Raw genomic sequence first — 14,455 nt, 5'->3', positions numbered from 1 at the left:
GAGTTTGAATATGAGAAACGAATAAAAAAAGCCTCTCGCATGAGAGGCTTTTTTTATTATGAAAGCATTAGTTGTTGAAATTGGAAGTCGGCTACAAAATCCGCGAAATCCGAAAAATCCACATGAATCCGTGGTCCTATTTCTCCCGCTCAATCGTGTAATTAATCAGCGCTTCCAACGACGTGCGGCTGGGCGACTCCGGGAAGGTGTGCAGGATGGCAAGGGCCTCGTCGCGGTATCGTTTCATGGTTTGCACGGCGTAGTCCAGACCGCCCGATTTTTTCACGAATTCGATTACCTGCTGCACCCGGTCGCGGTGACCGTCGTTGTTTTTTACGTTGAAAATAACCTTGCGCTTTTCCAGCCAGGGAGCCTGTTGCAGGGCGTAAATGAGCGGCAGCGTCATCTTTTTTTCCTTGATGTCGATGCCCACCGGCTTGCCGATTTCGGCGGTGCCGTAATCAAATAGGTCATCCTTAATCTGGAAAGCAATACCGACTTTTTCACCGAATAAACGGGCACGCTCAATCACCTCTTTATCAGCCCCAACGGAGGCCGCGCCCACTGCCGTGCAGGAGGCAATTAGAGAAGCAGTTTTCTGTCGAATAATATCGAAATAAACGTCTTCGGTAATGTCTAATTTGCGGGCTTTTTCGATTTGCAATAATTCGCCTTCGCTCAATTCGCGCACGGCGTTGCTCACGATTTTTAGCAGGTCGAAATCATCGTTTTCGAGGGCCAATAACAGGCCGCGCGAGAGCAGGTAATCGCCGACGAGCACGGCAATTTTATTTTTCCAGAGCGCGTTGATGGAGAAGAAGCCGCGGCGGTAATTGCTCTCGTCCACCACATCGTCGTGCACGAGGGTGGCAGTGTGCAGCAGTTCGATGAGGGCGGCCCCACGAAAGCTGGCGTCGGGCAGCGGGTCGCCGGTGGCGGGCTCGGGACGGGTGGCGCGGGCCGTGAGAAACACGAACATGGGCCGAATCTGTTTGCCCTTGCGCTTCACGATGTAGCCCATTATCTTGTCGAGCAGCAGCGCTTTGGTGCGCATCGACTGACGGAATTTGTGCTCAAACTCTTCCATTTCGGCCGCGATGGGGGCCTGAATCTGGTCGAGGGACAAGGAGGAGTACTGGGGCATTGCGGCGACAATGATACGGCAGGAGTGGCGAAAAAGTGGATTGGCGGGGTGATGGATGAGTGGATTGTTCAAACGCCCGCCAATCCACCAATCTACTCATCCACTACTCCGCGAATCCGCCCATCCACTACCCCGCCATTATTACCTTCGCCGTATGCTCACTCACGCCTCCTTCCTGCTCTCGGGCGCTGCCCACGGCCGGCCCTTCGAGGCCGACGCCACATATCAGGCCACCGGCCAGGCTAAGCCGGTACTGCTGTTCGTGCACGGCTTCAAGGGGTTTAAGGATTGGGGGCACTTCCCGCTGCTGGCAAAATTTTTCGCGGAGCAGGGCTTCGTGTTCGTGAAGCTAAACCTGTCGCACAACGGCATTGTGGTGGGCGGCACCGGCGATTTGGAGGATTTGGACGCCTTTGGGCGCAATAATTTCAGTATCGAGCTTGATGACATCGGGCAGGTAATCGACGTACTTTTTACGCCGGGGGCCACGCCCGTGCCTGCCACCGAGATGGATTTGCAGCGGTTTTTCCTGGCCGGGCACAGCCGGGGCGGCGGCTTGGCGCTGCTGAAAGCGGCCGAAGACCCGCGCGTGCGGGCCGTGGCAACCTGGGCCGCCATTGCCGAAGTGCACCCGCAGTGGCCGCAGGCGGTGTTTGATGAGTGGCAGCGCACGGGCGTGCTGCACGTGCCCAACACGCGCACCGGCGTGGAGCTGCCCATGCACTACCAGATTGTGGAGAACTACCATGCCAACCGCCCGCGCCTCGACATTCCGCACAACGTGCGCCGCAAGCTGAAACAGCCGCTGCTCATCATTCACGGCGACCAGGACGAAACGGTGAACGTGGCGGCGGCTCACAAGCTGAAGCAGCTCAAGCCCACTGCCGAGCTGCTGCTGGTGCCGAATGCTACGCATATGTTTGGCGGCGCGCACCCCTGGCCCGAAACAGAATTGCCCGCCCCCGCCCGGCACGTGGCGGAGGCAACGGCGGCCTTTTTCAAACGGCAGCAATGAGCCGCGAACCCGTGCTGGCCTACCTACTGCTGGGCTCAAATCTCGGCGACCGTGCTGCGCTGCTGGCGCAGGCCCGCACCCGGTTGGCAGCCACGGCCGGGGCCATTGTGGCTGAATCCGGCATTTATGAAACGGCCGCCTGGGGGCGCGAAGACCAGCCGGCGTTTCTGAATCAGGCGCTGGCGGTGCGCACGGGTTTGTCGGCCGAAGAGCTGCTGGCAGCCTGCCTGAATACGGAGCAGGCCGCTGGGCGCGAGCGGCACGAGCATTGGGGCAGCCGCACGCTGGATGTTGATATCCTGTTTTACGGGCCGGAAATTATTGCCACGCCGGCGTTGAGCGTACCGCACCCGCGGCTGGCCGAGCGCCGCTTCGCGCTGGTGCCGCTGGCCGAAATTGCTGGCTCATTGCTGCATCCGCAACTGAACGAAACGGTGGCCGCGCTACTCGCCCGCTGCCCCGACCCCTTGCCCGTGCGGCGCTGGCCCGGTGAATGAGCCGGCCGGGAGCGGCGGCACCCGGCGCAAATCCTGCGCCACGTGTCCCACCCGAAAAGCCAGCGCCAGCAGCCACAACCCCAGCAGGCCCGCGCCCAGCCAGCGCGGGGCCCGCGCCGGCCACGCCGCCAGCACCAGAATCACGACCGGCCCAAACAACACGCTGGCGTACCGCTCAGCATCGTGAATACCGGCCGCGCTTTGGGCAAATACCGTGAGCGCCGCCACCAGCGCCACCAGCGCCACCGCAGCGGCCCACAGGGCCTCGCGCAGGAGTTGCGTGCTGAAGCTAAGCCCGTGCGTGGCCGGAAAAGCCGTGTTGGCCGCCTCCGCATCGGGAGTGACGGGCGGGGCCAGTGCCCCCGTTTGCCGCCACGGCCGCCGGTGCGGCCACAGTACCACAAAAAGGCTCAATAGCCCCACCGCCCACATCCATTCCGGAACTCCGCCTCGAGCCGAAGCGGGCAGCGGCAGCAGCCAGCGGCCCAGCACAAAACCATAGTCGGCCGCCGAACTCAGCAGCTGGTCCCAGCCCCGGGGCGGGTGGTAGCGGCTGGGCGCACGCACCACAAACAGCGCGTACACCTGCCACAACAAGCCGCCCAGGCCGCTCAGCGACAGGTGCAGCAACAGCAGCCAACGGCCCCGTGCGGCCAGGTGCCGCCAGCTGCCCAGCAGCAGTGCCACGCCCCCCCCCGCCAGCAGAAACAGCCCCAGCGTGCGCTGCAACGGCAGTAGTAGGCCCACTACCGTGGCCATGACCATCCACTCGCCCCGGGCCGAGCGCAGCCATTGTAGCAGCACTGCCGCGTAGGCCGCCGCCAGCAGCGTGAATACGCATTCGGCCCATACAAACTTGCCCACCAGCAGCCCAGGCGTGCCCAGGGCCAGCAGCAGCGGCAGTAGCAGTGCCCGCCGGGCCGGTAACAGCTGCCGCCCCAGCCAGCCCCACAGCAGTAAGCTGCCCAGCAGCGCCGCGCCATGCAGCAGCCGCACGCCCGCCAATGAGCCAGTCGCAGCCAGCAGCATAGGATAGAGCGGCGGCCAGAAGCGGTACGGCGTGCCATCAATGTTGAGCAGCTGGCCGGTTTCGCGCAGCGTGTGGGCCGCGTGGAGGTAGTATCGCGAGTCACCGGTGCCGGCCAAATCGGGCACGGCGTAGGCAAACAGCGCCAGCTGCAACAGCGCCCCAACCACCACCAGCCACCCAATCAGCGGCCGGGGACGGCGGCGAGCGGCACGGATAGGCAGCGGAGCGTGGGACATGTATTGAGTATGATGGCACACAAAACGCCGTGCTCATCCGGCGTCCGCACCGGATGAGCACGACGTTAAAATTCACTCTGGAACTGTACCTTTTTGCTTAAAAGCTGCCGACCGTGGCCGTGGGCACAATTTTCTTCACCAGGCCTTGCAGCACCTTGCCGGGGCCGCACTCCACAAAGTCGGTGGCGCCGTCGGCGGCCATGCGCTGCACCAGCTGCGTCCAGCGCACGGGGGCGGTGAGCTGGGCCAGCAGGTTGGCTTTGATTTCGGCCGGGTCGGTGTGGGGCAGGGCATCCACGTTCTGGTACACGGGGCAGCGGGCGGGGCTGAAGGTAGTTTTCTCGATGGCCTCGGCCAGGGCGGCGGCGGCGCTCTGCATCAGGGGCGAGTGAAAGGCGCCGCCCACGGGCAACGGCAGGGCGCGCTTGGCGCCGGCGGCTTTCAAAGCTTCGCAGGCCTGGGCCACACCTTCCGTTGAGCCGGAAATGACGAGTTGGCCGGGGCAGTTGTAATTGGCGGCCACCACCACGTTGCCCGCGTCGGTAATTTCCTGGCAGATGCGCTCCACCGTGGCATCGTCGAGGCCGAGGATGGCGGCCATGGTGCCGGGCTGCTCCTCGCAGGCGGCCTGCATGGCCTGGGCGCGGCGGGCCACCAGCGGCAGCGCGTCTTCAAACCGGAGTACACCGGCGGCTACCAGCGCCGAGAATTCCCCCAGCGAATGCCCCGCCGTGCTGGCCGGCTGGAAATCGGGCCGCGCCACGAACTGCGCCACCGAATGCACGAAAATGGCGGGTTGCGTAACGTCGGTGCGGCGCAGGTCCTCTTCGGAACCGCCAAACATAATGTCGGTGAGATTGAAGCCCAGGATGTCGTTGGCGCGGGTGAGCAGGGCGCGGGCGTCAAGGTTCTGGTCGAACAGTTCGCGGGCCATGCCAGGAAACTGGCTGCCCTGGCCGGGAAATAACACGGATTGAGTCGGATTCATTGGAAGTCGCGGATTAGCGGTTTGCGGGTGGTGGGAATCGGCAAATGGCGGCCCGCCGCTACCTCGGCGGCGGCAAAGCGGGCGCAAGCTGCACAAAAAGCGGCATTGCCCAAAAAAAGCGGAGCCGACCACCGGGCCGGCTCCGCTCAATTCATAATTTACAGCAGATAGGTATTTCGGCTAATTCCGTGATTAGCGGACGATTTCGACCCAACCTTTATAGGTGCGCTTGGTGTTGGCGAAATCGGCAAACTCGACCTCGGCCAGGTAGAAATACACGCCGTCCACGGTTTTCACTTTCGCGTTTTTCTCGCCCGTGGGCCCGCCGCCGTCCCAGTTGATGAGGATGGGGTCATCGGCCGTGGTGGTGTTTTCGAAGACTTTAACCCCCCAACGGTTGAAGGCTTGGAAGTGGACGCGCCGCACCGGGCTGCTGTTCTTGGGCCGGAACTGGTCGTTGGCCCCGTCGCCGTTGGGAGTGAAGATATTAGGCAGCTTGAAGAACACGCAGTTGTCCTGGCAGGCCACATTGCTCGTGTCGCTCACCGCGCCGCTATTGGCCACGGCCTGGATGGCGTAGCACCCGCCCGAAAAGGTCAGGTTTCCGTGCACGTAGCTGGTGGTGGTAGTGGTGCCCAGCAGCGTGAAGCGCCCGGTGGGTGTGGGCCGGTAAAACACTTTGTAGCTGGCCGGGGCCGCGTCGCAACCGGCCGGCGTGTTGCCCACCGTCCAGCGCAGGCGGTTGCTGTACCTCTCGCCCTGGCGTGGGAATTCATTCAGGTTGGCCAGGCTGTCGCAGTTAGTGGTCAGCAGCTTGAGCACCGGCGTGCAGGGCGGCGAGATGAGCGTGAGGCAACGTTCCTGGCTGCGGTTCAGCAGCGAGCTCAGGAAAGTGAAGCCGGGGTAGCGACCATTCGTTTCTACATAATAGCAGTAGTCCTGGCCCTTCACCAGCGCGGGGTCGCGGTCGGCATAGGTGCCGCCGGTAGCCGTTGAAGGCGCCGTGCCGATGCGGACATAGGGCCCGGCATTGCCGGTGCGGCGGTAGATGGTAGTGGGCTGCGTAGCGTTGTCCCAGGGCACGTTAAACGTCCAGTTTACCGTGATGGCCGTGGCGGCCACGTTGGCGGGCAGGGCGCTCACGCGCACGCTGCTGGCCGTGGGCGAAAACTCGCTGATGGGCGTGGCCAGGGCCTGCACAAACTCCAGCTTGTAGGTGTATTGTTTGTTTTGGGTATCGAGGTTCTGGTCGACATAGCTCGTGTCGGCCAGGGCCGTGAAGGGACCGTGGGCCACCGGCACAAAAGCCGTGGCGGCCGGATTCAGCCCCTCGGCCCGCGACAGGTTGTACTGCACCGGGCTGGTGAAGGTGCCGCTCACCGGACGGGGCTGGGTCCAGCGCACGGCAATCTGGCCGGTGGTGCTGCTGGTGGTGGCCACGTCCACGTTGGTCAGCATCGCGCCCCGGCCGGCCACCTGAGCGCAGGCTTCGTTCGAGGCCAAGCTTTCGCCGCCGGCCGGCAGCGGGAAGTCGGCATAGATGCGGTAGCAATAGTTCTGGCCACGGTCCAGGCCGCGGTTTACTTTCGTCACCGGGTCCGTATTCAGGTCCGTGAAGGTGGTCACGTTGGGTCCCACCGTGCCGATGCGCACGTAGCCCGACGATGCCGGGATACCCGTTTCGCACCCGCCCGGCACAGGGCCGGGGTTCACCCTGCGGTAAATGTAGAAGTTGGCTGCATTGGCGCAGGTGTAAGTATCCCAGTTCAGCACCATGCTGTTGAGGCCGCCCGCTGCCACGGCGGGCGTGGCACGCAGGTTCTGTGGGGGCGGACCTACGACAGTAATGCGCCAGGTTTTCTCGTCAATCAGTACCGGGTTGGTGGTAGAAGGCGTAGCCGGGTTATCCTGGGCTTTAAAGACCACCAAGTACGGCACTTTGGCCACGTTGCTGCACGTGGTTTGCCAGCTGAACGTGCCGGTGGCCTGCGGCGGGCCGGTTGTGGTTTGGCGGAACGTAGCGGGCGGAATAACGCCGCTGTAGGCAAAGAGCGTGATGGGCGACTGCGGGCTGCTGGGCGAAGCACCATCCACGGCCGTCACGGCACCCGTGATGCGTGACCCGGCCACTACGCAAATATCCTGCGGAATGGTAATGGTTGGACGCAGGTTGGTCGAAGCCGTCACGATTATCTGCATGTCCCGAATCACCTTGCCAATGAGCCGACGCCCCAGCGGCACGCGGCGCCATTCTTCTACCTCAAACGCCACGTTGTAGAAGCCCACCGCCACGGGCGCGTTCCAGGTAATCTGGCCGGTGTTCACATCCTGGATAAAAATGGCATCAGCCCCGGGCACTCCTATCGGCGACCCTATGTAAGGGGGCACCCCTTCATATGCCACTTGCACGGCCCGGGGATTTCCGGCGGTGATGGCCTGGTCGTTGGGATAGCGAAAATTGGGCACGGACTGAGGTGCAGGTGTATTGTTGCCCGTGCCAGCTCCCTGCCCCGAACACGGAAAGCCGCCCACCGAGCCACGAATGCCAGCGGGCACCTGCTGGCTGGCCCGCAAGTGAAAGGCCAGCGAGTCCTGGTCCGCATCGTATGCCCCGGGATTATGCAGAAACACCTGACTCGTGGCCGCTTTGTCCACGGCCGGGGCCGTGAAGACGGGCGAATGGTTCAGTCCCAGCGCCGGGTCGATGTAAACATAGGTTCGGATGTAGAACGACTGGTTTTTCGAATCGGTCATGTTTATCACGCCGTCATTGCGGTTTTCGCCGATAAACTCAACGTTGTAGCCCCCGGTGGCCGGGTAGATATGCTCGAAATAATAGATATTGACGCTGGTATCGGTATTGCCCGGAATGGCCCGTTTCACGGCTCGTGGTATGCCATCGATGCAACTGGAGCTTCCGTCGCCAAAAAAGATGGTGGCCGATGGCTGGTCTACCGGCGAGCTGTTATCCGTGTAGAGCACCATCTTGAAAAAGATGCGGCGCGGGTTGGGGCTGGCCGTGGTGTCCACCTTGGCCTGAATGTCGCCAGCACGCAGGTGCGACGCCTGAGCCACGTTCGGGCACAGGCTCAGCCCGGTCAGCATTAGTATCAGCAACAGCGCCAGCCGTGCGCCGGCCCCACCCCGGAGTAGAAGAAATTGTATCATATAATGTCGAACAGAGGAAAGAAAACCCATTGGCCTTACGCTAATTCGGGGCCCGAAGGCTGGCCCGGCAACGCGAAGCTATACGAGAAGTAATGGGAGAAGGAAAAGTTACGCCGCCTGCTGCCGAAAGCTAACACCAGCCCACCGCCCCCTGCACCCAGACTGCACTAAATAGCCCCGCAAAAACCGCTCCGAGCAGGGCGTTTTTGCGGGGCTACCGATATAATTAAGTCAGAAAAGCGGGCGCTAGCGGATAATTTCAACCCAGCCCTTGTAAGTGCGCTTAGTATTGGCAAAGTCCGCAAACTCGACCTCGGCCAAGTAGAAGTACACGCCGTCGCTCACTTTGGCGCTGGTGCCGTTGCCCGATTCGCCCGTGGGCCCGCCACCGTCCCAGTTGATGAGCACTGGGTCATCAGCCGTGGTCGTATTCTCGAAAACTTTAACTCCCCAGCGGTTGAAGGCCTGGAAATGGATGCGCCGCACCGGGCTATTATTCTTGGGCCGGAATACCGAGTTCTGGCCGTCGCCGTTGGGCGTAAAGATATTGGGCAGCTTGAAGAACAAGCAATTATCTTGGCAGGCCACGTTGCTCGTGTCGCTTACCGCGCCGCTGGCCACCACGGCCTGCAAGGCGTAGCACCCTCCCGAAAAAGACAGGTCTGAATGCACGAAGCTGGTAGCCGAGGTAGTGCCCAGCAGCGTGAAATGCCCCGTGGGCGTGGGCCGGTAGTACACCCGGTAGCTGATGATGTTGGCATCGCAGCCGGCGGGCGTGGTGCCCACCGTCCAACGCAGGCGGTTGGTGTAGCGCTCCCGCAGCCCCGGGAATTCGGGCAGGTTGGCCAGGCTGTCGCAGTTGGTGGGCAGCAGCGTGAGCACCGGCGTGCAGGGCGGCGAATTGAGCGTCAGACACTGCACCTGGCTGCGGTTCAGCAATGAGCTCAGGAATGAATAGCCGGCGTAGCTGCCTTCCGTCTGCACGTAGTAGCAATAGCTCTGGCCCTTCACCAGCATGGGGTCGCGGTCGGTGAAGGTGCCACCGGTGGCACCCGTCGGAGCAGTACCAATCTGCACCAGCGCGCCCGTGGCCCCGGTACGGCGGTAGATGGTAACCGGCTTGTCCGCATTATTCCACGGCACCTGATAGGTCCAGTTCAGGGCAATGGACGTAGGCGGATTGTTGGCCAGCGCCGTGAGGCGGACGCTGCTGGCCGTGGGCGAAGCTTCGGTGAGCGTAGTGCCCTGGCCCGGGGCGAAGGTGCGCACAAACTCCAGCTTATAGGTGTACTGTTTGTTTTGGGTATCAAGGCCTAAGTCGACATAGCTCGTGTCGGTGAGGGCCGTGAATGGGCCGTGCGCAACCGGCACAAACGCCGCAGCCGTCGGATTCAAACCCTCGGCCCGCGACAGCACATACGATGGCGTGCCCGTGAATGTGCCTCCGCCGGTTGGGCGGGGCTGGGTCCAGCGCACGGCAATCTGGCCGGTGGTGCTGCTGGTGGTAGCCACGTCCACGTTGGTCAGCATCGCGCCCCGGCCCGACACCTTAGCGCAGGCTTCGTTCGAGGCAATACTTTCGCCGCCGGCCGGCAGCGGGAAGTCGGCATAAATGCGGTAGCAATAGGTCAAGCCCCGGCTCAGGCCTGTGGTGGTGCCCGTGACGGGGTCAACGTTCAAATCTGTAAACGTGGTCGCGTTGGGCGCTACCGTGCCAATCCGCACGTAGCCCGCCGAGGCCGGAATGCCGGTATCGCACGGCCCCGGCGCGAACGTGGAAGAATTCACCTTGCGGTAGATGTAGATATGGGCCGCGTTGGCGCAGGTGTAAGCGTCCCAGTTCAACACCATGCCGTTGTAGCCGCCCGGCGCGGCGGTGGGCGCAGCCCGCAGGTTTTGGGGCGGCGGCCCCACCACGGTGATGCGCCAGGTCTTCTCATCAATCAGAATCGGCGTTGGGGCATTGGGGCTGTCCTGGGCTTTGAACACTACCTGATACGGCAGGCCAGCCACGTTGCTGCAATTGGTTTGCCACTGAAAGGTACCGGTGGCCTGCGGCGGGCCAGCCGCCGTTTGGCGAAAGGTAGCGGGCGGAAAAATTCCCCCGTAGGCAAACAACGTAATCGGGGTTTGGGGGCTGCCGGCGGTCGCGCCGTCTACAGCAGTCACGTTGCCCGTCACAGTTTGCCCGGCCACCACGCAAATGTCGGGCGGAATGGTCAGGGTAGGGCGCAAGTTGTTGGTGGCCGTAATGGCTATCTGCATGTCCCGAATCACCTCCCCGATAAGCCGGCGGCCGAGGGGCGTGCGCCGCCATTCCTCCACCACCATCGCCACGTTATACAAACCCACCGCGCCAGGGGCATTCCAGGTAATCTGGCCGGTATGCACGTCCTGCACAAAAATGGCCGGGTTTCCCCCCGGGTCCGATGGCACGCCGCCGTATGACACCGTCTGGCTATTCGCAATGGCCGGGTCGTTGGGGTACTTGAAATCGGGCACCGTCACGGGCCGGGGCGAGTTGTCGCCGGTGGCACCGGCGCAGGGCGGGCCCACGATAGTAGACGCCAGCCGGGGCTCCTTCTGGCTGGTGCGCAGGTGGAAGGCCAACGAGTCGTGGTCGGCATCATAGGCCGCCGGATTGTGCAAAAACACCTGTCCCATGGCCCCCTTATCAATGGCCGGGGCCGTGAGCACCGGCGAATGGTTTAGCCCCAGCGCCGGGTCGATGGTGATTTTGGTGCTGATGTAAAACGACTGGTCGAGCGGGTTGCTCATGTTGATGACGCCCCCATTGCGGTTTTCGCCCACAAAGCTCACCGTATAGCTGCCGGTAGCCGGGTAAGTGTGTTCGAAGTAGTAGATACTGAGCGCCGTGTCAGAGTTGCCAGGGATGGGCAGCCGCCCGCCCGGCCGGGCGATGCCGGGGTTGCAGCTCGACGTGCCGTCGCCAAAAAAGATAATCGCATTCGGTTGGTCTACCGACGTTGGCCCCCGGCTGATGTCGAGGTATAGAATCATCTTGAAGAAGATACGGCGCGGGTTGGGGCTGGCCGTGGTGTCCACCTTGGCCTGAATATCGCCCGCCCGGATGTGGGTGGCCTGTGCCACCTCGGGCCGCAGGCCCAGGCCTGCCAATAGCACCATCAACAGCAGCGCAGCCCGCGCCAGCATTCCAGCCCGCGGAAGAGTAAACTGTACCATACCAACGCAATTACTAAGAAAGGAAAACCGTGATGAAGGCCCAGGCGCCCGGCAGAGAAACCGGCTTTTGAAACCGTGCTCTGGCAGCCTGCGCTGCGCGCTAAGCCACGCGCCCATGCGTGATAACGATGCCGGCTACGGATAGATTCACCACGCTCGCGCAATGTTTTTTGGAAAGGACGCACTTGCAAGAATCAAGCCCGGCCGTTGCCCGGGTAGCGGGTGAGGGCTACCTTTGGGCGACCTAAACACACCTCTTCACTTCCCTAGTTTGGCTACTTTATGAGTTGGATAACAAAAACATTAACCAGCAGCATCGGCCGGAAGATAATCATGGCCGTTACCGGCCTGTTTCTGTGCACGTTCCTGGTGGTTCACCTGATTGGCAACCTGCAGTTATTCAAACACGACCAGGGCGCGGCTTTCAATACCTACTCCCATTTCATGGGTACCAACCCCATCATCCGCACCATCGAGTGGGGCCTAGTGCTGGGTTTCGGCTTCCATATTTTTGAGGCTCTCGTGCTCACCCGCCGCAACAAAACGGCCCGTGGCGCGCAAGGCTACGTGAGCAACCACTCGGAGCAGAACTCGGAATGGACCTCGCGCAACATGGGCATTCTGGGCAGCATCATCCTGATTTTCCTGCTGGTGCACCTCTACAACTTCTTCTGGCGCGCCCGCTTTGCCGGCGACCTGCCCAAAATGGGCGGCGCTGACCCGCTGACCAGCGACTACGACAACCTGTACATGGCCGTGGTGTCGTCGTTCCACATCTGGTGGTACGTGCTGCTGTACGTAGCCGCCCAAATCAGCCTCGGCTACCACCTGTGGCACGGCTTCCGCTCGGGCTTCCAGACCCTGGGCCTGAACCACCGCAAGTACACCCCGCTTATCAAGTACGTGGGCTACGTCTTTGCGGTAGTGGTTTCGGCGGGCTTTGCTTCGATGCCGCTCTACTTCTTCCTGTTCACCAATGCACAGGGCGAAATGGCCGCCAACGCGCCGGCAATTCTGCAAACCGTGGCTTCGGCTTTTTAATTGATTAGGAGCGATAAAACCGCCCGGCTGCGCTAACACCTGCGGCGCTCGGCTGTTGTCTTATTGCTCTATCACTCAGTCATTCCATCACTCCGTCGCTCTATGCTGTTGGATTCCAAAATTCCCGAAGGCCCCCTCGCCGAAAAATGGGACAAGCACAAGTTTAACGTCAAGCTCGTGAACCCCGCCAACAAGCGGAAATACGACGTGATTGTGGTCGGCACGGGCTTGGCCGGCGGTGCTGCCGCTGCCTCGCTGGCCGAGTTGGGCTACAACGTGAAGGCCTTCACCTACCACGACTCGCCCCGCCGCGCGCACTCCATCGCCGCGCAGGGCGGCATCAACGCTGCCAAGAACTACCAGAACGACGGCGACTCCGTGTTCCGCTTGTTCTATGACACCATCAAGGGCGGCGACTACCGCGCCCGCGAAGCCAACGTGTACCGTCTGGCCCAAGTATCGGTGAACATCATCGACCAGTGCGTGGCCCAGGGCGTGCCCTTCGCCCGCGAATACGGCGGCCTGCTGGCCAACCGCTCCTTCGGCGGGGCTCAGGTAAGCCGCACGTTCTACGCCCGCGGCCAGACCGGCCAGCAGCTCCTGCTGGGCGCCTACTCGGCCCTGAGCCGCCAGATTGCCTACGGCAAGGTGAAGATGTACACCCGCTCGGAAATGCTCGACGTGGTGATAGTGGACGGGCAGGCGCGCGGCATCGTGACGCGCAACCTGGTGAACGGCGAGATTGAAACCCACGCCGCCCACGCAGTGGTATTGGCCACCGGCGGCTACGGCAACGTGTTCTACCTGAGCACCAACGCCAAGTATTGCAACGTGACCGCCGCCTGGCGCGCCCACAAAAAAGGCGCGTTCTTCGCCAACCCCTGTTTCACCCAGATTCACCCCACCTGCATTCCCGTAAGCGGCGACTACCAGTCGAAGCTCACGCTGATGTCGGAATCGCTCCGCAACGACGGGCGCGTGTGGGTACCCAAAACGGTGGAAATGGCTGAGCGCGTGCGCAAAGGCCAAATCAAGCCCCAAGACATTGCCGAGGACGACCGCGACTACTTCCTGGAGCGCAAGTACCCCGCTTTCGGCAACCTAGTGCCGCGCGACGTGGCTTCGCGCAACGCCAAGATGATGTGCGACGAGAACCGTGGCGTGGGCAGCACCGGTCTGGCCGTGTACCTCGACTTCTCCGACATCATCAAGCGCACGGGCGCGGAGGCAGTGAGCCAGAAGTACGGCAACCTCTTCGACATGTACGCCAAAATCACCGACGAGAATCCGTATGAGATGCCCATGCGCATCTACCCGGCGGTGCACTACACCATGGGCGGCCTGTGGGTGGACTACAACCTGCAAACCACCGTTCCCGGCCTCTACGCCACCGGCGAGTGCAACTTCTCCGACCACGGGGCCAACCGCCTCGGCGCCTCGGCCCTGATGCAGGGCCTGGCCGATGGCTATTTCGTAATTCCCTACACCATTGGCGATTACCTGGCCAACACGCCGCCCAAACCGGTAGATACCAACCACCCCGCCTTCGCCGAGTCGAAGGCCTATGTGCAGGCTCGCACCGAGCAGCTGCTCGGCATCAAAGGCAACCGCACGCCCGATGAGTTCCACAAGGCGCTGGGCCACATCATGTGGGAATACTGCGGCATGGCCCGCACCGCCGAAGGCCTGAAGCACGCCAAAGCCGAGATTCAGCGCCTGCGCAAGGAGTTCTGGAGCGACGTGAAAGTGGTGGGCACTGGCGAGGAAATGAACCAGGCGCTGGAAAAAGCCGGCCGCGTAGCCGACTTCCTGGAGCTGGGCGAGCTGATGGTGGACGACGCCTACAACCGCAACGAAAGCTGCGGCGGCCACTTCCGCGAGGAGTACCAGACCCCCGAAGGCGAGGCCCTGCGCGACGACGAAAACTACGCCTACGTGGCGGCCTGGGAGTATCAGGGCGACAATCAGCCCGAGAAGCTCAACAAGGAAGAGCTTGTATTTGAAAACGTGAAGCTGACCCAGCGCAGCTACAAATAAATTTGAGTTATGAGTTATGAGTTAAAAGTTATGAGTTGGCTGGCATTGCACGGCTCACTCACAATTTTCTAACTCATAACTTTTAACTCATAACT

At 62.0% G+C, this 14,455-nt stretch carries 9 protein-coding genes; 4 read left to right on the top strand and 5 right to left on the bottom strand.

All coding sequences use genetic code 11. The annotated features are described in order from the left end of the window. Nucleotides 1-136: 136 nt before the first annotated feature. The gene (locus I7X13_RS07975; protein WP_211531800.1) at nucleotides 137-1,144 is read right to left on the bottom strand and encodes a polyprenyl synthetase family protein; all 1,008 of its coding nucleotides are present in this window, start codon (nucleotides 1,142-1,144) and stop codon (nucleotides 137-139) included. Between the two features lie 154 nt (nucleotides 1,145-1,298). Between I7X13_RS07975 and I7X13_RS07970 the strand changes: the two genes are divergently transcribed. Both I7X13_RS07970 and folK read left to right on the top strand, forming a co-directional pair. Next, nucleotides 1,299-2,159 carry an alpha/beta hydrolase family protein gene (locus I7X13_RS07970; protein WP_198075059.1) on the top strand — a complete coding sequence of 287 codons (861 nt, stop codon included), beginning with the start codon at nucleotides 1,299-1,301 and terminating at the stop codon, nucleotides 2,157-2,159. Continuing rightward, nucleotides 2,156-2,656 carry a 2-amino-4-hydroxy-6-hydroxymethyldihydropteridine diphosphokinase gene (gene folK, locus I7X13_RS07965; RefSeq protein WP_198066566.1) on the top strand — a complete coding sequence of 167 codons (501 nt, stop codon included), beginning with the start codon at nucleotides 2,156-2,158 and terminating at the stop codon, nucleotides 2,654-2,656. The genes I7X13_RS07970 and folK overlap by 4 nt, the downstream gene beginning before the upstream one ends. Here the strand turns inward: folK and I7X13_RS07960 are convergent. The 4 genes from I7X13_RS07960 to I7X13_RS07945 all read right to left on the bottom strand — a co-directional run bounded on the left by I7X13_RS07960 (nucleotide 2,603) and on the right by I7X13_RS07945 (nucleotide 11,252). After that, nucleotides 2,603-3,922 (bottom strand): hypothetical protein, encoded by a 1,320-nt coding sequence (locus I7X13_RS07960; RefSeq protein ID WP_198075058.1) that lies wholly within the window; start codon nucleotides 3,920-3,922, stop codon nucleotides 2,603-2,605. The genes folK and I7X13_RS07960 overlap by 54 nt on opposite strands. 97 nt (nucleotides 3,923-4,019) lie before the next feature. After that, nucleotides 4,020-4,910 carry an ACP S-malonyltransferase gene (gene fabD / locus I7X13_RS07955; RefSeq protein ID WP_198075057.1) on the bottom strand — a complete coding sequence of 297 codons (891 nt, stop codon included), beginning with the start codon at nucleotides 4,908-4,910 and terminating at the stop codon, nucleotides 4,020-4,022. Between the two features lie 192 nt (nucleotides 4,911-5,102). Further along, complete coding sequence (locus tag I7X13_RS07950; RefSeq protein ID WP_198075056.1) at nucleotides 5,103-8,078, bottom strand: T9SS type B sorting domain-containing protein; 2,976 nt, start codon at nucleotides 8,076-8,078, stop codon at nucleotides 5,103-5,105. Between the two features lie 246 nt (nucleotides 8,079-8,324). Continuing rightward, nucleotides 8,325-11,252 carry a T9SS type B sorting domain-containing protein gene (locus tag I7X13_RS07945; protein WP_213019043.1) on the bottom strand — a complete coding sequence of 976 codons (2,928 nt, stop codon included), beginning with the start codon at nucleotides 11,250-11,252 and terminating at the stop codon, nucleotides 8,325-8,327. A gap of 363 nt (nucleotides 11,253-11,615) precedes the next feature. On the opposite strand from I7X13_RS07945, the gene I7X13_RS07940 reads away from it, so the two are divergent. Both I7X13_RS07940 and I7X13_RS07935 read left to right on the top strand, forming a co-directional pair. After that, entirely contained in the window at nucleotides 11,616-12,323 is a 708-nt protein-coding gene (locus I7X13_RS07940; protein ID WP_211531802.1) for a succinate dehydrogenase cytochrome b subunit, read from the top strand. Between the two features lie 102 nt (nucleotides 12,324-12,425). Next, complete coding sequence (locus tag I7X13_RS07935; RefSeq protein WP_198066572.1) at nucleotides 12,426-14,360, top strand: fumarate reductase/succinate dehydrogenase flavoprotein subunit; 1,935 nt, start codon at nucleotides 12,426-12,428, stop codon at nucleotides 14,358-14,360. Nucleotides 14,361-14,455 lie beyond the last annotated feature (95 nt).

Source organism: Hymenobacter negativus (assembly GCF_016056375.1).
Classification (GTDB): domain Bacteria; phylum Bacteroidota; class Bacteroidia; order Cytophagales; family Hymenobacteraceae; genus Hymenobacter; species Hymenobacter negativus_A.
Note: the sequence above shows the minus strand (reverse complement) of the source record. Positions and strands in the feature narration are given on the sequence as shown.

Coding starts and splice junctions, on each gene's coding strand:
- fabD (WP_198075057.1), bottom strand. CDS start 4,910: ATGAATCCGACTCAATCCGTGTTATTTCCCGGCCAGGGCAGCCAGTTT.
- I7X13_RS07945 (WP_213019043.1), bottom strand. CDS start 11,252: ATGCTGGCGCGGGCTGCGCTGCTGTTGATGGTGCTATTGGCAGGCCTG.
- I7X13_RS07940 (WP_211531802.1), top strand. CDS start 11,616: ATGGCCGTTACCGGCCTGTTTCTGTGCACGTTCCTGGTGGTTCACCTG.
- folK (WP_198066566.1), top strand. CDS start 2,156: ATGAGCCGCGAACCCGTGCTGGCCTACCTACTGCTGGGCTCAAATCTC.
- I7X13_RS07935 (WP_198066572.1), top strand. CDS start 12,426: ATGCTGTTGGATTCCAAAATTCCCGAAGGCCCCCTCGCCGAAAAATGG.
- I7X13_RS07975 (WP_211531800.1), bottom strand. CDS start 1,144: ATGCCCCAGTACTCCTCCTTGTCCCTCGACCAGATTCAGGCCCCCATC.
- I7X13_RS07950 (WP_198075056.1), bottom strand. CDS start 8,078: ATGATACAATTTCTTCTACTCCGGGGTGGGGCCGGCGCACGGCTGGCG.
- I7X13_RS07970 (WP_198075059.1), top strand. CDS start 1,299: ATGCTCACTCACGCCTCCTTCCTGCTCTCGGGCGCTGCCCACGGCCGG.
- I7X13_RS07960 (WP_198075058.1), bottom strand. CDS start 3,922: ATGTCCCACGCTCCGCTGCCTATCCGTGCCGCTCGCCGCCGTCCCCGG.